Raw genomic sequence first — 15,961 nt, forward strand, 5'->3', positions numbered from 1 at the left:
TCAGCGGGCCGGTAGCTCATCGGGGCTCGGAATCGGCGTTCCCGATTGGGCGATCCGGCGGGTGAATGTGCCGTGGAATCCCCAGGGGATGTGATGGTTGAGCCATGCAGTGGCGAGCGGGCCCCGTTCGACATCGCGAGCATCGAGGATGACGAGCTGTGAACGATGTTCGGCAAGCTCGTGATTGAGGAACAGCAGCCAGCCGTCGTCCTCGTCGGCTTCGGGAGTCCTTGGTACGAAGAGTGGTTCGCCGACGCTGCTGATCGGGAACTCGCAGCGCGTCTCCGCACCGGTCTGCTGGTCGACCTTGATGATCGAGTCGTACACCCTCGCGTCCGCGCTCTTGCCCGCAAGGTAGCTGTAGCGGTGCTTGCGCGTGGACTGCCGCCAGTCGTATTGCGGAAACTCTACCGAGCGGTCGGTGAGTTCACGTTCGATTACTGTGCCACCCCGGGTAATTCGGTATTGCATGAGTCGCGAGTCCGGGAACCGTACGCCTTCCGGCACGGCGGTGTTGATCGCGTTTGTCAGCCTGCGGATCTCGTGCCACGCGGTGTCGAACCGAACCAACTCGACGACGACATCATCACCGTCGTCGTAGGCGTTGGTCAGGTGGAAGTGCAGCAGAGCCTGGTGCTCGACGATGCGTGGGCGACCACCGGCCTTGGGCACCAACAGGAATCGCGTGCCCTTCGACTTCTTGAAGCGCAGTGAATCGATGAACGTATGCGTCGCGGGCACGATCTTGGACAGGTCGGGCAGCAGCGGATCGAGCACGAACACCAGGTATTTCCGGGTCAGCGCGAAGTCGTGGTTCCAGACCAGGTCCAGCATCGGCACCGTGGCGAGCGGGCGGAGCCTGCCGGAGCGGTCCACCTTGTAGGTCCGGATCCGCGGGGTGGGCAGTAGGTCGAGCCCGAAGTTGTACATCTCGCCGGTGTCGGGATCCCACTTGGGATGCGCGGAGAACGCGCCGAGAAATCCGAGTCTGCCGTCGAAATCGAAGGCGCCCAACGTATCCAGCGTGTCCGGGTCGATGCGGTGCGGATTGCCGAACTCCCACAACGCCAGCAGCCCGCCGTCGTAGTTGACGATATTGGTGTTGGCCACGTTGGCAGGCAGCCGTCCGATGTTGGCAGGCGGACCACCGGGTATCTGGGTGCCGACACCGCGATAGCGGATGCGATCGGAGCGCTGCCCGTGCGTGAAATGGCGGGTGCGGACGTACCGGTTACGGTAGCGCACCGACGAACCGTCGAGCACGAACTGCGACACCATGCCGTCGCCGTCGAAGAGGTTGTGCAGCAACGTACGACCGACCTGATGTTTACCAGGGCCGATGCGATAGAGCGTGCCCGTGAGGTCCTTGGGCAGCGTTCCGTCGATCTGCTCGACGCGATAGTCGTGCTCCTCCAGCAGAGGCGCATACACACCCTCGTACAAGCCCGTGGCAGGCGTACCAACCGCATCGATCGACATCGCTTCTCCTTTGAAACCGATAATCTGATGACGTTCGTCATCCAATTTAAGGAGGGGCCTAGAGTGATGTCAATGACGAGGGCTGAAGTCGTGCGCCCCTACGGCGGGGTCAGCGCCGAAGACCGGCGAGCGGAACGGCGCACACGGCTGCTGGCGGCCGGACGCAAGGCATGGGCCGAATCCGGGCCCGCCGGAGTGAAGGTGCGCGGGATCTGCGCGCTGTCGGGGTTGACCGACCGCTACTTCTACGAGCAGTTCGCCAACCGCGACGCGCTACTGCTCGCCGTCGCCGACGATGTGCGCGACCAGTTGCTCGCCGTCATGGTCGAGGCCGGACTCACCACACCGGGCGGTGCCACGGAAAAGCTCCAAGCGGCGCTCCAAGCATTTCTCGACACCGCGGCCGAGGATCCACAGATCATGCGGATCGTCACCAGCGACACCAATGCCGTTGCGGGACTGACCGAACGCCGTCACGACGTGCTGACCATGATCGCCGACCTCGTCGTGCAGCACGCCCCTGACATCCTCGGGGGCGAGCACGACCCTGATCAACTCCGCCGCGCGGCCATGTTCATCACCGGCGGGGTCAATCAGCTGATCGAAGGCTGGCTCGACGGCACCGTCACCATGACCACCACCGAGCTGGCCGCCGAATGCACCCGCATGTGCCTGAGCGTGCTGCAAGGCGGTTCGGGGCCGCGCCGATAATTGCTGAAGATTAGCCTTGCCGCCAGGCTTGGTTCGCGTCATGGTTGAGGCATGGGTGAATCCGATACTCGTTCCGGCACAGATGATTTCGACTTCGACACGGCCTATCGCGACGACAGTCCGTTCGGTGCGCGGGCACCATGGGACATCGACGGGCCGCAACCCGCCTTCGTTGCGCTCGAACAGACGGCGGCAATCGCCGGCGATGTGCTCGATTGTGGTTGCGGCAGCGGCGAAAACGTACTCTTCCTTGCCACGAAGGGCCACACGGTGACCGGCGTCGATCTCGCACCGACGGCCATCTCGATTGCACAGAAGAAGGCACGCGAACGCGGACTCACCGCGACCTTCACTACCGCCGACGCCCTCGAACTCACCGGCTACCACGACCAATTCGACACCGTCATCGACTCCGCCCTGGCGCACTTGTTCGACCCCGACCAGCTCACCCGGTATGCCGCAGCGCTACACCGCGCCTGCCGCGTGGATGCCACGGTGCATATCCTCGGCATCAGCGACCGCGCCTTCACATTCCTCCGGAACGAACAGTCGGCAGTGGCCGAGCAGCTCGAGAACCAACTCCCCAGTGACGCGCTGAAACTCGAGGACATGCTGCCCTCGCTGACGGCAGACCACCTGCGTAACGGCTTCGCAGCGGGATGGGCGGCGGAGTCCATCACCGAAACCACGCTGCGCACATTCATGCCGTTCCAGACCGACCCGCTCGATCTTCCCGCCCGGCTCGGACGCTTCAGGCGGCTCGCTTCGAAGACCGACCCGCAGACACGATAACTCTCGGTAACCGTTTCGACGGTACCGCCCAGGTCGTGATCCGGTGCCCGACAAGCATATTCGGCATGTTTGCACTCGATGCAGACCTGCCGGGCGTGCCACTGTCGGGCTACCGACGATTCAACGGCGCCACCTCCACGCGCAGTCAGCCACGCCGGGCTCCGGTCGGACCGCGTTCAGCTGTTCTGGGGATTTGGTGATCCCAGGAGTTTGCGCAGTAGACGGACGTAGCGTCCCCACTGCGCCGGCTTCGCCACCGCGCCCGTGCAGGCCAGTTCGGCGCGGTCGAGGCTGTCTTCCATACATGCGTCGTGCAGTGGCCCGATGGCCAGTGGCCAGGTGAGACGGGCCAGACCGGTGGTCTTCATGGCGACCGTGTGCCGAAGCAGCGTGTGGTCGTCGTCAACGGCAAGGACGGCGTATTCGTGAAAACCGTGGAAGCCGCGCGGCCCGGTGAAGGTGAAACGCACCCAGGTAGCCGGGACATACGCGGCAACCGTATAGCGGATCGGCTTGTGCCCGCCGACCGCACCGACCTCGAGGGGTCGATCGAACTCCATCGGCGGCCACGCCGCTCGCGGCCACAGCATGTCGTTGCTGCTCGACAGGGTGTCGATCAGCGGTCCCACCTCGCTGGGCTTTCCAGCCAGTAGTCGCTCGTGCACGTTGTATACGGCCATCACTCCTCCTGGATCTTGTATTAGAGTGATTATTCTACATTACGCCGTAAGTGAATGAACATTCCGCCGCCGCAGGGCTCCTACCTGGTTGTTGACACCAAACGGTGCGCGCACTCCGCGCGACATGATTAACTCGACCGGCATTGGAGAAGGGGAGTTTTACATGGAGCCAACGGCCGAGCAGCGGGCAGCGCTGAGCATGATCTGCGATACGTTCGTCCCCGGCGACGGATCGACGTTGCCTTCGGCGAGCGAACTCGGCGCGGTGGACACCGTGTTCCGGCTGCTGGCTCGCGCGCCGCGGGAAGCCGATCGCAAGCAGCTGGCAATGCTGTTGGGGTGGTGGGATTCCCGCTTGGCCGGCCTGCTCCTCGGTGCCGGACCGCGTCGGTTTTCCACACTGTCACAACAGGAACGAGAGCGGGCGCTGCTTCGGCTCGGCGCGTCGCGACTTGCACCCGTGCGTGCGATCTTCCAAGCGCTCAAACAGGCGGCACTGTTGGCCTACAACGTGACTCCGGGCCCAACGGGCACCAACCCGTTGTGGAAAGAGGTCGGCTATCCCGCGCCGACCGGGCAGCTCGGTACCGCACCGCAACCGGCACTGACGCCGATGCGGCACACCGACAGCGCCACGCTGACCTGCGATGTCGTGATCGTCGGATCGGGCGCGGGCGGCGGCACCGCAGCCGCCGTGCTCGCCGAAGCCGGACTCGACGTAATCGTGCTCGAACGCGGAAACTATTACGACGACCGTGATTTCGGCGCAGGCGAACTCGTCGCCCTGGAACAGCTGTACGCTCCCGGCGCCAGTTCATCCGAGGGGCAGATCACCCTGGTCGCCGGCACTTGCCTGGGCGGAGGCACCGTCGTCAACTGGAGCACCTCCCTCCCCACCCCCGATTCGGTCCGCGCGGAATGGGCCGAATTGGGTGCAGCACAGTTCGCAACGGCCGAGTTCGGCGATGCCATCGACGTCGTGCAACGCCGGCTCGCCGTCACCGACACCCGCTCCCCACTGTCGGCCCGCGACGGTGTCCTGGAACGCGGCGCAGGGGCACTCGGCTGGGCGGTAGACACGTTGCCGCGCAACGTCACCGACGCCTGCGATGCCGGAACCGAATGTGGCACCTGCGGTTACGGCTGCCGCGTCGGCGCCAAGCAGTCCGTCACCAAGACCTGGCTTGCCGACGCCGCGGCGGCCGGTGCCCGGCTGGTCGTCGACGCGAATGTCCGCAGCATACGGGTGAAAAATGGCCGTGCCGAAGGTGTCTCCGCGATCACCGAGTCCGGAGTACCGATCGAGGTTCGGGCCCGCGCCGTCGTCGTCGCCGCGGGCGCGGTGCAGACACCTGCGCTGCTGCGCCGATCCGGTCTGCGCAACGAGAACATCGGCCGCCACCTGCGCCTGCACCCGGCCGCCGCGGTATTCGGCGTCTTCGACGAGCAAGTGCGGGGCTGGGAAGGCGCACTGCAGGGCAGGATCTGCCGTCAGCACGCGAATCTCGACGGCAACGGCTACGGCGTCATCTACGAGACGGGCCCGATCCATCCCGGCCTTGCCATCGGCTTCATGGGCTGGCGCGGGGCGGACGCCCACCGCCGCACGCTGCTCGATTTCGCCAACACCACCGCGATCGGCGTCATCACCCGCGACCGCGACTCGGGCACCGTCACCATCGACAAAACCGGCGAACCGATCGTCAACTACCGCCTGTCGGCCTATGACGCCGCCCACCTGCACACGGGGATCGATGGCGCCGCAAGCATTCTCGAGGCAGCGGGCGCACGCCGTATCTTCTCCGGCCACCAAGCCGGCGTCGACTACGAACCCGGCCGCCGCGGCGCACACGCCGATTTCGCCACCGCCTGCCGCGATGCAGGCTACGGACCGGGCCATTGCGCGATGGGCGCCCTGCACATCATGGGCTCGGCCCGCATGGGCGGATCGCCGCAACACTCGGCAACCAACCCCGACGGCGCCACCTGGGAGGTCGCCAATGTTGTTGTCGCCGATGGATCCTGCTTCCCCACCGCGTCCGGCGTCAACCCGATGATCTCCATCGAAGCGATCGCCTACATGAACGCGAAGCGGCTGGTAGCCCGGTTGACCTAGGCGCCGAGGGGGTTCTCGCGCAGTTTGGTCGCCAGGCCGTGACGCAGCGCCACGGCCGCCGTGCTGCGCGGTTTGCGGACAGCTTGTTGTTCGAAGCAGTGGGTGAACTCCTCGGCCAAGCCCAGTCGCGGCCACTGCGACAGCACTTGGGCTCGCACGTCCGTAGGGAGCAGGTCTGCCTCGCGTCCGGTGATATCGATGCCGGTGGCCCGGTGCAGCAGATGCCCCTCGGGATCGGTGCCGACATCGACCTGATCCCCCATGTGCCGGACGATGATCTCTTGCACTCGGCGGGCACGTGCCTGCGCCCAGCCCGCGCCGGCCGCGAACACCACCGCGATATGACCACCCGCGTATTCGAAATCGAGAGCATAGGAGTCGAATTCGGGCACTAGACCGAAGTCGTGCAGCATTGCTGCGACAAAGAGCAGCTCGTCATCGACGGCGATGTCTTCCGCCTGCGCCAGCACCGCCGCCCAATGATAAGAGCGCACAGCGTGATTCAGCAGCGCGGGCGAGTAGTACTCCCCCGCGATCCGCAGTGCGGCGCGCGCTGCGTCGGTGTGCACCGGCGAAACGATCAGCGTGTTCATGCTGCCCACGGCGAGTTCTCGATGATCTCGACGAAGTCCGCGCGCTCGAAGCCGGGGACGAAATGTGCGAGGACATCAGCCTTCACGTTGCCGAAGGTGGTCTGCGGGCGGTGGCGGATCCCTTCGGTGAACGCGGCCAGGATCTCGGTCTTGAAGTTCGGTCGCGGGTGCGCGGCCACCACCTCGGCGCGCTGGTCGTCAGTGATCGACTCGTAACCGATTCCGAGCACATCCAATTCGACTCCGCGGGTCACCAGCGCGATCTCGGGCGCCATGTGCAGCGGGATCTCCGGGGTGGTGTGCAGCGCGATCGCAGTCCACACCCGTTCGGCGGCCGCGACGTCGTGGCCGTGCGCGCGCAGGAACCTGCGGGCTTCGTCGGCGCCATCGATCTCGAAGCGCTGATCGGTGCTGCGGTATTTCTCGGTCAGCCCAAGATCGTGGAACATCGCACCCACATACAAGAGCTCCGCATCGAACTCGAGACCCGATGCGCCGCCTCGCAAGGCCCCGAACACGAAAACCCGCCGCGAATGATGAAACACCAAGGGGGTCGCGACTTCTCGCACCAGCTCAGTCGCTTCGCGCGCCATCCTGCTGTCGGGGATCCTTACCCCGGCGATCGTCTCCGCACTCATCTCGCTTCTCCTTCGATCGTGGCCGACCTCCTCACTGTGCCCGCGTCCACTACGCTGTCTCCATGTCCAAAGTGACAAATAAACCACAGATTCAGACATGACCCATCGGGTAGGAATCCTCGTTTTCGACGATGTCACGCTCCTCGACGTCACCGGACCGATCGAGGTGCTGCACACCGCGGGCGCCTACGAATCGGTGCTGCTCTCGCCCAACGGCGGTCCGATCATCACGTCGTCGAAGATCAGCCTCGCCACGACCGCCGCCGCGGCCGCCGGGCCGATCGACACCCTCGTGGTGCCCGGCGCCGATGCCCTGGCCGAGCACCGCATCGACGAGGCGCTACTCGACGCCGCGCGCACACTGGCCACCGACGCCGCCCGCGTTGCGTCGGTGTGCACCGGTGCTTTCGTGCTGGCCGAGCTCGGCCTCCTCGACGGCCGCCGCGCCGCGACCCACTGGCGACACGCCCGCACCCTGGCCCACCGCTACCCCCGAGTGGACGTTCTCCCCGACGCGCTGCATGTCAACGACGGCCGCTTCCTCACCTCGGCGGGAATCAGCGCAGGCATCGACATGGCTTTGGCGATGGTCGAATACGACCTCGGCCCGGACCGCGCCCTCGCGGTCGCTCGCGAACTGGTCGTCTACCTGCAACGCCCCGGCGGCCAATCCCAATTCTCGACCGCTCTGCACACCCCATCCCCGCAAACCACGGCGCTGCGCACCATCATCGACGCCGTCCACGCCGATCCCGCCGCAGACCACAGTGCCGCCACGCTCGCCGCCACCGTCTCGCTGAGCACCCGCCAGATCGCGCGCCTGTTCCACACAGAGCTGGGCACCACCCCCGCCCGATGGATCGAACGCGTCCGCCTCGACCTGGCCCAGCAACTGATCCTGCGCGGGCACACGATCACCTCCGCCGCCAGGCACAGCGGACTCGGCAGCGACGAATCCCTGCGCCGCGCCTTCGCCCGCCACCTCGGACTCACCCCCACCGACTACAAGCGCCGATTCACCACCACCGCTCCACCCACCGTGCCGAGCTGAACGGCAATTCCGGTGCCCGGTGGTCGCGAGTTGATACCACCGGCGGTGGTTCCGCTCGATCCAGATGCTGGTGGAGGAAGATAGGTGGCATGAAGGTGATCCTCTTCGGGGCGACCGGCATGATCGGGCAGGGCGTGCTCAACGAGTGCCTCCGGGACGAGCGGGTCGAACAGGTCGTCGCCGTCGGGCGCAGCTCACTGGGCATCGAGAATCCCAAGCTGCGAGAGGTGGTGCAGTCCGATCCGAGCGATCTCTCCGCGATCGCCGGCGAACTGCCGGAATTCGACGCCTGCTTCTTCTGCCTCGGCGTCTCCTCCGTCGGCATGAAGGAGGAGGACTACCGTCGGGTCACCTACGACCTCACCATGAAAGTCGGCCGCGCATTGGCGGCCGCGAACCCGAAGCTGACGTTCATCTACGTGTCCGGGCAGGGCACCGACAGCACCGAGCGTGGCCGCTCGATGTGGCGAAGGGTGAAGGGCAAGACCGAGAACGATCTGCTCGCACTTCCCTTCCAGGCGTACATGTTTCGGCCAGGCTTCGTCCAGCCGATGGACGGTGTGGTCTCCAAGACCCGGTTGTATCGCGCCGCCTACGCGGTCACCGGACCACTGATCCCGCTGTTCAAACGACTGGCCCCGAACGCGTTCAACGACAATCGAGAGATCGGTCGCGCCATGATCGCCGTCGCGGCCGGCGGGGCCGATATTCGCGTGCTCACGCCCCGCGAAATCACCGCACAGGCGACGAGCTAGCGGCATACTCTCCGCCTCTCGTACCGACGGATATGCACGGGCTCGTCGCCTCTTTCGTAAAACCGAACATTGGGTTGGCAATGCATGTAGCGGGCGGTTTGCGTAACACGTGCGATCCGCGTGCGATGTGTTCAGACAACACCGATCAAGGAGGTTCGGAATGTTCTCTGCAAAGCGGCTCGCCGCAGGCGCCGTCGTCGCCACCGCCACTGCGGCCACTGTTTTCGCTGGTGGTGGCGTTGCCCAGGCTGATGTACCGGTGTGGGAAGCCAGGTGTCACGTTTACAACATCTTCAACACCGGCGGGATGGCCAATTGTGAACTACCGACCTGGCACCAGGTGAAACTCACGTGCGTGGCATGGCCGGTCCCCTTCACCTACTGGAAATACGGCCCGGCGCAGTACGGCCAGAACCAATCATGGGCCAGCTGCGACTCATTCAATGCATTGGTGCGCATCGAGGTTATCCAAGCGTAGGGAAAATCTCATATCTCCCAATGCTTTCGATGCCTCGCGAGACGTCCCCTTGCCGAGGGACGTCTCGATGGCAGCCGCGACCTGCCCGCCCGACCGGTGTCGAATTAGGATCTCGCTGAGGGAATCAGTAGATCACCCCCTGCTCCCTACCTACAGTGACGCGGACGGTTCGTTGGGTTAGAGGGGGTTAGGTGTGGCGCGGTCGCGCTTGGTTCAATTTTCGAGCGACCGCTGGAGCACTGTCGGCCTGATCGTGGTCGTGTGCTACGTCTTGGTCGCCGCGTTTGCGACACAGATCAACCGCGTCCTCGACATCGATCCGTACACATTTCATGCCGAGACCCTGGATGCGCAGAGCGTGCCGGCAGGCAGTTTCGGCGGCGCGAGTGCCGCGCACCCGTTGGGCGTCGAACCGTTGACCGGTCGAGATCTCCTGGCGGTCATCATCGCCGGAACGCGGACGTCGCTGTTCATCGCGCTAGGCGCGCTGGTGATTTCGACGGCGCTCGGCCTGGTGATCGGCGTTACCGCCGGATTCATCGGCGGCTGGGTGGATCGGATCCTGTCCGGAGCGATCAACGTGCTCTTCGGATTTCCGTCCCTGCTCTTCATGATCGCGCTCAGCGCGGTGCTACCGGCCACGTTCCCGCGGCCCGTGCTCGTGGTCTTCATCGTCGGCATCTTCGGCTGGCCGGGAATGGCGAGAGTCATTCGAGCGCAAGCCTTGTCACTGCGAAACCGAAATTTTGTCCGCGCCGCGCTGGTGATCGGCGTTTCGCCGCTGCACGCCCTGTTCCGCGAGGTGTTGCCGAATTTGCGTGCGCTGGTCGTTGTTTTCGCCACCACCAGCGTGCCTGGACTCATCGCGACCGAGGCATCGCTGTCCTTTCTCGGGGTTGGCGTCCCCGCGCCGACTCCGTCCTGGGGTAGGTCGATCGGCGAAGCGGTCGCGTGGGTGCAAACCGATCCGTGGTTCCTGATCTTTCCTGGAATCGCTTTGGTCACACTGACGTTGGCGTTCAACCTGGTGGGCGACGGCCTGCGAAATACGTTCGGTCCGGCATGAGCCTTGTACCCCGGACAATCTGCTCAAAGCGCAGCTGTACATGGGACTCGACCATCCGTGGTACCAGCAGTTCTTCGACTTCATCGTCGGCGTCGTCGCGGGTCGTAGTTACGGGTCCGGGTTGGCGACGATCCAGTGCGCTGCACCATGTTTCGGCTACTCGTTCCAACAGAACGAGTCGGTGGCGTCGCTGATTTTCGAGCGCCTGCCGATCACGCTGTCCATCGCGATCGGCGCGGGGGTGTTGTGGCTGATCCTCGGTGTCGGTGCGGGATTGCTCGCGGCACGGCGACAAGGCAAGCTGACCGACCGGGCTGTCACCTCGTTGGCCGCGCTCGGACTGTCGACGCCGACGTACCTGCTCGGCCTGCTCGTGGTGCTGCTGTTCGGGTTCACGCTCAACGTCATTCCGGTGAGCGGCTATGTGCCGTTGAGCTCGGGCGTCGTGCAGTGGGCCTGGCACATGGTTGCGGCGTGGGTCGTGCTCGCGCTGGTGAATGCGGCCATGTACGCACGCATTTCGCGCAACCAGCTGATCGAGATCTTCCGCGAGGACTTCATCCGCACCGCACGGGCGAACGGCCTGGATGAGCGGCGCGTTGTCTTCGGGCATGCGGTGCGCAACATTCTCGCGCCGATTCTGACGTTGTTCGCGGTCGATCTCGGCGCACTGCTCGGCGGGGCAGTCATCACCGAACAAGTCTTCGGCATGCCCGGCCTCGGCCGGCTCCTCATCGATGCGGTGCACACCATCGATCTCCCGATCATCGTGGGAGTCACCATCTTCTCCGCCGCGGTCGTGCTGGCCGCAAATTTCCTCATAGACGCGGTTCTCGGACTGCTCGATCCCAGGGTGAAGTGATGAAGAAACAGTCCAAGTCGGCGCTCGCCGCCGCCGCGCTAGCCGTGGCATTGTCGGTAACGTCCTGCAATGCCAACCCGACCGACAGCGCCAGTGGCACAACACAATCCGTCCCGCCGCAGCGGGGCGGCACCTTGCGGATCCTTTCGTCGAACACCGATTTCAACTTCGACCCGGCCAAGTCGACGAACTTGGCGATCACCTCGCTCAGTTTCATCGCACGGCGGCTCACCACCTGGCAGGCCGAGCCGGGCAAAGAGATGAAGCCGATCCCGGATCTCGCGACCGATATCGGAACGACGACCGATGGCGGGCGCACCTGGAAATACACCCTCAAAGACGATCTCAAATTCCAAGACGGTGCGCCGATCACGTCGGCAGACATCAAGTACGGTCTGGAACGTTCGTTCGCGCCGCTGCTCGCAGGCGGCTTCACCTACCACCGCACGCTGTTCCAGGGCGGCGAGGCGTATGACGGCCCGTACCAAGGCAAGTCGCTCGACTCGATCGAAACGCCCGACGCGAAGACGGTGATCTTCCACCTCAACAAGCCGTTCGGTGACTTCCCCTGGATCGCGTCGCAACCGGCGTTCACTCCGGTGCCCAAGGCGAAGGACAACCCAGCAACCTACTTCCAGTCGCCCGTCGCGTCCGGGCCGTATCAGGTGGAGAAGTTCGACAAAGCCTCCGAGGTGGTCCTGGTACGCAATCCGAACTGGGATCCGAAGACCGACACCGCGCGCACCGCCGGTCCCGACCGCGTGATTTTCCAGCTCGGAATGCAGCAGACGACGATCAGCCAGGAGCTCATCGCCGACACCGGCACAGCCAAATCAGCGTTTTCTGCCGCCTTTGTGCCCGCCTCGCAGCTGCCGCTGGTTCGATCGAATCCGTCGGCGAAGAACCGGGTGGCCGAGGCAGGCGGCGGATCGCTCTATCAACTGCAGATCAACGTCAGCCGGTCGCCGCTCAACGATCCGAAGGTCCGTCAGGCCGTCCTCTACGCGACGGACAAGCAGGCGTTCCGAACCTCGCTCGGTGGCGAGTCCCGCGGCGACTACGCCACCACCAACATTCCACCGGCGATCCCCGGCTACCAGAAGTTCGACGCGTTCCCCACCCAGCCGACCGGTGACGTCGAGAAGGCAAAGCAACTCCTCACCGAGGCGGGGCACCCCAACGGTATCGATCTGGTGTTGGTGACCAAGAACGACGCAACGAACTCGGCGGGCGGCCAGGCCATCGAGGCCGGATTGCGCCGCGCTGGCATCCGGGTCACCATCCAGGCCCTCGACAACGCAAGCTTGACCGACATCACCCAGCACAAGGACGGATCCGGCTACGACCTGGCGCTGGCCAGTTGGCAGGCCGATTTCCCGAGCGCGGCCTCGATGTTGCAGCCCGGCTTCGGCACCTCGGAGATCGGCAACGGCGGCTTCAATCTCTCGCGGTACAGCAACCCGAAGGTCGACGATCTGATCGAGCGGGCAACCGCGGAAGTCGATCCGAAGCGGGCGGGTGAGCTGTGGCTCGAGGTGGACCGGATCGTCACCGGAGACGTCGCGAACGTTCCCTTGATCAATTCGGTGAATACGTTCCTCTTCGGCAGCGACGTCCGTAACTTCTACGTGCCGCCGTTCCCTGCCTACCCGGTGTACTTCAAAGTCTCACTCGCACAATGACACCGTCGCCCGTCCTGGCAGTCCACGATCTCGGCATCGCCATCGATGACAGACCCATTCTGCGCGACCTCAGTTTCGAGATCGAGCGTGGGAAAACCCTTGCACTGGTTGGCGAATCCGGCTCCGGCAAGTCACTCACCGCCCTCGCGGTGCTCGGCTTGCTTCCGCCGGGTTCGACAACCGCAGGAACGGTGACCCTGGCGGGCAAACACCTGTTCGGGATGAAGCCCGACGTGCTGCGGCAGGTGCGCAGGAACGATGTCGGGGTGGTGTTCCAGGACCCGGCGGCCGCATTCGACCCGGTGTATCGAATCGGGCAGCAACTGCGCGAGGTGATCCGCAGTACTCGCAAATGCACTAAGCCGCAGGCGAATGCAATGGTTCTCGACCTGTTCGAGCGAGTCAAGATCGACGATCCCGAGCGAGTGGCTGACAGCTATCCGCACGAGATCTCCGGTGGGCAGCTGCAGCGCGCCATGATCGCGATGGCGATTTCCCGCGGGCCGCAGCTGCTCATCGCGGACGAACCGACGACCGCGCTCGATGCCAACGTGCAGGCCGAGGTGCTGCAGCTGTTTCGAGAATTGCAGCAAGACAACGACATTGCCATTCTGCTGATCACACACGACATGGGCGTTGTCGCCGACCTCGCCGACGATGTCGTTGTGCTTCGCGACGGCAGCCCGGTCGAAACGGGGCCGACTCGGCAAGTGCTCATCGCTCCGCAGCAGGACTATACGAAAACGCTGCTCGATGCGGTGTTGCAGCTGGAACCGCCGGTGCCAGCGCCGAGTTCTGCTGTCGAGGAGGCGAAGCCGGTACTCGCGGTCGAGAACCTCACCGTCGACTACCGCAAGGGCGGTGTCCGGTTCACCGCGTTGCGGGACGCGAATCTCGTTGTCCACGAACACCACATCGTGGCACTCGTCGGTGAATCCGGTGCCGGGAAGTCGACACTGGGTCGCGCATTGTGCGGGCTGGTCACCCCCTCCGCAGGCCGGGTCACCTTGAACGGCGAGCCGATTCCGGTGCTGCAGAAGCGGAGTCGCCGGGCACTCGGCAAACAGCTCGGCGTGGTGTTCCAAGACCCGATGTCCTCGTTGAATCCGCAGCACACGGTGCTCCAATCGGTGGAACTACCGCTGCTCGTGCACACCGAGCTCGACAGTAGACAGCGGCGTGAACGGGTCGAGGAACTCCTCGACGAGGTGTCGCTCGACCCGGACTTGATCACGCGCTACCCACGCCAGCTCTCCGGCGGACAACGTCAACGCGTCGCCATCGCTCGCGCGCTGGCGGTCCAACCCGATGTCCTGGTGATGGACGAGCCGACCAGCGCCCTCGACGCGGCCGTGCAGGCGTCGGTCTTGGCGCTGATCCGGCGACTCCAGTCCACGCACGGATTCGCGGCGGTGTTCATCACGCACGATTTCGCCATCGTCCAACAACTTGCCGATCATGTCGTCGTCCTGCGCAATGGCGCCATCATCGAACAGGGGCCGACCGCACAGGTGCTGACAGCACCCCGATCGCCCTACACGCAACGCCTGCTGCTGGCGGTGCCGGTTGCCGAACCGACGGCCCAGCAGCACCGTCGGGCACTGTGGGCGCAGACGCAGCCGAACCTGCCCGCGTTCCAGTCCGGAAGCCATGCGACAGCAGAGCCGCTGGTCAAGCACTGACGGTCCGCGGCACTCCACGTCCGACCACTCGGGGGCGAAGTGTCCCAGCGAACGGCATGCACGACGATGGGTAGGTGAATACTCCTGCGCCAGGACCTATTTTCGATGTGATCGCCGTGTTGAACGGCGTGGTGGACCTGCGATCCTATCCACGCAGGCACCTCGTGTTGAGCTCGCCGCAGACCGGCGGATTCGTGTTCGGCTCGGCCGGGTATCAGCGCGCGATCTTCGAACCGGTCGTGCACTTGGTCAACGGCATCGAACTGCTCGAGTCACAGGGCTGGGAGCTCGTCAGCGTCGTGGAGCGGAACATCCAGAACGTGTACTACACAATAGCTTTCATGCGCCGAACGTGACGCGAGGCGTCCGCAATTTTCTGGCGCACAACAGGTTCCGATGCACTTGCCCCCGCTCGCTCGTCACTGGGACTTCAGCACGTCGACCTCGCCGCCCGGCATGGTCGGATCGAAGCCGTGTTCGATCAGCCAGCGGATCCCGCGCAGGCTGCGCAACGACCACCATGCGCGGATCAGGTCGAGGTCGACATCGGTGCCGTAGCCGGCGACGAGGTCGTCGAGGTGCTCGGCGTGTCCGAGCGTCAAGCTTGCCAGGTCGTACATGGCGTCGCCCTGGGCCGCCTCGGACCAGTCGAGCACGCCGGTGACCTCGTCACCGGCGACGAACATGTGGGCGATCTGCAGGTCACCGTGCGTGAACGACGGCGTCCACGGCCGCAGGGCGGCCTCGGCGATCCGGCGGTTGCGCTCGACCAAGTCGGCGGGAAGGACGTCGTTCGTGATGAGCCACGCGCATTCACGGTCGAGTTCAGCGGCGAGGTCGTCGACGCTGCGACCGGGCCATGGCGGCAGCGGTGCTTCGTGCAGCTTCCGTATCGCGGCGCCTGCCGCGGCCCATGCCGCCGGTGACGCGGTCGACGGTTCCCCCAGGCGCCCGAGTGCCGTCCCGGGGAGGGCGGCGAGCGCTAGTACGGGTGGCTCACGCCACAGGATCTCCGGAGTCGGAATCGGCGCCAAGGCCATCGCCTCGACCTCGACGTCGGTGCGCGTCTGATCGGTGTCGATCTTCAAGTACACGTCGCCGACGCGCAGGGTTGCGCGCTCGTGATGGGCGACGACGACCTCGACCTCGTGCACGTCGGCCATTATCGCGAGGATGACCGCCGCCGTCGCCGGATTTTCTCGGGCGCGACGGCGCCGCGGGACTGACCGACCGCTGGTGGATCGAGCACTGCCTCGCCCAGCGACCCGACAGGTCGAGTCCATCCGCCTCTCGCTTGTCAAGCTGAACCGCGCAGAAAGTTATCCGCAGCGGATTTTTGTTACCAAATTGAAGGTCTCTCCTCTTGCCACATCGAC

Annotated in this window: 17 protein-coding genes; 12 read left to right on the forward strand and 5 right to left on the reverse strand. The window is 64.9% G+C overall.

Going from position 1 to position 15,961, the window contains the following annotated elements; genetic code table 11:
• Entirely contained in the window at window positions 1-1,479 is a 1,479-nt protein-coding gene (locus NA11_RS21715; RefSeq protein ID WP_069163789.1) for a carotenoid oxygenase family protein, read from the reverse strand.
• A gap of 72 nt (window positions 1,480-1,551) precedes the next feature.
• Here NA11_RS21715 and NA11_RS21720 point away from each other — a divergent pair, with 72 nt between their 5' ends.
• Together NA11_RS21720 and NA11_RS21725 are read left to right on the forward strand one after the other, a co-directional pair.
• The gene (locus NA11_RS21720; RefSeq protein WP_069163790.1) at window positions 1,552-2,190 is read left to right on the forward strand and encodes a TetR/AcrR family transcriptional regulator; all 639 of its coding nucleotides are present in this window, start codon (window positions 1,552-1,554) and stop codon (window positions 2,188-2,190) included.
• Between the two features lie 51 nt (window positions 2,191-2,241).
• The gene (locus tag NA11_RS21725) at window positions 2,242-2,982 is read left to right on the forward strand and encodes a class I SAM-dependent methyltransferase (protein WP_069163791.1); all 741 of its coding nucleotides are present in this window, start codon (window positions 2,242-2,244) and stop codon (window positions 2,980-2,982) included.
• 176 nt (window positions 2,983-3,158) lie between these two features.
• Here NA11_RS21725 and NA11_RS21730 read toward each other — a convergent pair whose 3' ends face one another.
• The gene (locus tag NA11_RS21730) at window positions 3,159-3,662 is read right to left on the reverse strand and encodes a hypothetical protein (protein WP_069163814.1); all 504 of its coding nucleotides are present in this window, start codon (window positions 3,660-3,662) and stop codon (window positions 3,159-3,161) included.
• Between the two features lie 163 nt (window positions 3,663-3,825).
• Between NA11_RS21730 and NA11_RS21735 the strand changes: the two genes are divergently transcribed.
• A complete protein-coding gene (locus NA11_RS21735; RefSeq protein ID WP_069163792.1) occupies window positions 3,826-5,778 on the forward strand; it encodes an FAD-dependent oxidoreductase in 1,953 nt (650 codons plus the stop codon).
• On the opposite strand, the gene NA11_RS21740 is transcribed toward NA11_RS21735, so the two are convergent.
• The gene (locus NA11_RS21740) at window positions 5,775-6,371 is read right to left on the reverse strand and encodes an HD domain-containing protein (RefSeq protein WP_069163793.1); all 597 of its coding nucleotides are present in this window, start codon (window positions 6,369-6,371) and stop codon (window positions 5,775-5,777) included. The two genes, NA11_RS21735 and NA11_RS21740, sit on opposite strands and share 4 nt — an antisense overlap.
• The gene (locus NA11_RS21745; protein ID WP_069163794.1) at window positions 6,368-7,009 is read right to left on the reverse strand and encodes an HD domain-containing protein; all 642 of its coding nucleotides are present in this window, start codon (window positions 7,007-7,009) and stop codon (window positions 6,368-6,370) included. Before NA11_RS21745 ends, NA11_RS21740 begins: the two co-directional genes overlap by 4 nt.
• A gap of 97 nt (window positions 7,010-7,106) precedes the next feature.
• Here NA11_RS21745 and NA11_RS21750 point away from each other — a divergent pair, with 97 nt between their 5' ends.
• The 8 genes from NA11_RS21750 (at window position 7,107) to NA11_RS21780 (ending at window position 14,941) form a co-directional block, all read left to right on the forward strand.
• A complete protein-coding gene (locus NA11_RS21750; RefSeq protein ID WP_069163795.1) occupies window positions 7,107-8,060 on the forward strand; it encodes a GlxA family transcriptional regulator in 954 nt (317 codons plus the stop codon).
• Window positions 8,061-8,149: 89 nt separating this feature from the next.
• A complete protein-coding gene (locus tag NA11_RS21755) occupies window positions 8,150-8,815 on the forward strand; it encodes an NAD(P)H-binding protein (RefSeq protein ID WP_069163796.1) in 666 nt (221 codons plus the stop codon).
• A gap of 160 nt (window positions 8,816-8,975) precedes the next feature.
• A complete protein-coding gene (locus NA11_RS21760) occupies window positions 8,976-9,293 on the forward strand; it encodes a hypothetical protein (protein ID WP_069163797.1) in 318 nt (105 codons plus the stop codon).
• A gap of 208 nt (window positions 9,294-9,501) precedes the next feature.
• Window positions 9,502-10,359 carry an ABC transporter permease gene (locus NA11_RS44935; protein ID WP_167837698.1) on the forward strand — a complete coding sequence of 286 codons (858 nt, stop codon included), beginning with the start codon at window positions 9,502-9,504 and terminating at the stop codon, window positions 10,357-10,359.
• The gene (locus tag NA11_RS21765; RefSeq protein WP_281197036.1) at window positions 10,340-11,221 is read left to right on the forward strand and encodes an ABC transporter permease; all 882 of its coding nucleotides are present in this window, start codon (window positions 10,340-10,342) and stop codon (window positions 11,219-11,221) included. The genes NA11_RS44935 and NA11_RS21765 overlap by 20 nt, the downstream gene beginning before the upstream one ends.
• Window positions 11,221-12,903, forward strand: a complete 1,683-nt coding sequence (locus tag NA11_RS21770) for an ABC transporter substrate-binding protein (RefSeq protein ID WP_069163798.1) — start codon at window positions 11,221-11,223, stop codon at window positions 12,901-12,903. Before NA11_RS21765 ends, NA11_RS21770 begins: the two co-directional genes overlap by 1 nt.
• Window positions 12,900-14,585 (forward strand): dipeptide ABC transporter ATP-binding protein, encoded by a 1,686-nt coding sequence (locus NA11_RS21775; protein WP_069163799.1) that lies wholly within the window; start codon window positions 12,900-12,902, stop codon window positions 14,583-14,585. The genes NA11_RS21770 and NA11_RS21775 overlap by 4 nt, the downstream gene beginning before the upstream one ends.
• Window positions 14,586-14,659: 74 nt before the next feature.
• The gene (locus NA11_RS21780; RefSeq protein WP_141717757.1) at window positions 14,660-14,941 is read left to right on the forward strand and encodes a hypothetical protein; all 282 of its coding nucleotides are present in this window, start codon (window positions 14,660-14,662) and stop codon (window positions 14,939-14,941) included.
• Between the two features lie 63 nt (window positions 14,942-15,004).
• Here the strand turns inward: NA11_RS21780 and NA11_RS21785 are convergent, their stop codons facing one another.
• Window positions 15,005-15,748, reverse strand: coding sequence for a phosphotransferase family protein (locus NA11_RS21785; protein ID WP_218023358.1), 744 nt, complete (start codon window positions 15,746-15,748; stop codon window positions 15,005-15,007).
• A 10-nt stretch (window positions 15,749-15,758) separates the two neighbouring features.
• On the opposite strand from NA11_RS21785, the gene NA11_RS46345 reads away from it, so the two are divergent.
• On the forward strand, window positions 15,759-15,961 hold a 203-nt coding region (locus NA11_RS46345; RefSeq protein WP_218023359.1), incomplete at its 3' end, for a hypothetical protein.

This window comes from Nocardia altamirensis NBRC 108246, assembly GCF_001612685.1.
Classification (GTDB): Bacteria; Actinomycetota; Actinomycetes; order Mycobacteriales; family Mycobacteriaceae; genus Nocardia; species Nocardia altamirensis.

Coding starts and splice junctions, on each gene's coding strand:
- NA11_RS21715 (WP_069163789.1), bottom strand. CDS start 1,479: ATGTCGATCGATGCGGTTGGTACGCCTGCCACGGGCTTGTACGAGGGT.
- NA11_RS21720 (WP_069163790.1), top strand. CDS start 1,552: ATGACGAGGGCTGAAGTCGTGCGCCCCTACGGCGGGGTCAGCGCCGAA.
- NA11_RS21725 (WP_069163791.1), top strand. CDS start 2,242: ATGGGTGAATCCGATACTCGTTCCGGCACAGATGATTTCGACTTCGAC.
- NA11_RS21730 (WP_069163814.1), bottom strand. CDS start 3,662: ATGGCCGTATACAACGTGCACGAGCGACTACTGGCTGGAAAGCCCAGC.
- NA11_RS21735 (WP_069163792.1), top strand. CDS start 3,826: ATGGAGCCAACGGCCGAGCAGCGGGCAGCGCTGAGCATGATCTGCGAT.
- NA11_RS21740 (WP_069163793.1), bottom strand. CDS start 6,371: ATGAACACGCTGATCGTTTCGCCGGTGCACACCGACGCAGCGCGCGCC.
- NA11_RS21745 (WP_069163794.1), bottom strand. CDS start 7,009: ATGAGTGCGGAGACGATCGCCGGGGTAAGGATCCCCGACAGCAGGATG.
- NA11_RS21750 (WP_069163795.1), top strand. CDS start 7,107: ATGACCCATCGGGTAGGAATCCTCGTTTTCGACGATGTCACGCTCCTC.
- NA11_RS21755 (WP_069163796.1), top strand. CDS start 8,150: ATGAAGGTGATCCTCTTCGGGGCGACCGGCATGATCGGGCAGGGCGTG.
- NA11_RS21760 (WP_069163797.1), top strand. CDS start 8,976: ATGTTCTCTGCAAAGCGGCTCGCCGCAGGCGCCGTCGTCGCCACCGCC.
- NA11_RS21770 (WP_069163798.1), top strand. CDS start 11,221: ATGAAGAAACAGTCCAAGTCGGCGCTCGCCGCCGCCGCGCTAGCCGTG.
- NA11_RS21775 (WP_069163799.1), top strand. CDS start 12,900: ATGACACCGTCGCCCGTCCTGGCAGTCCACGATCTCGGCATCGCCATC.
- NA11_RS21785 (WP_218023358.1), bottom strand. CDS start 15,748: ATGGCCGACGTGCACGAGGTCGAGGTCGTCGTCGCCCATCACGAGCGC.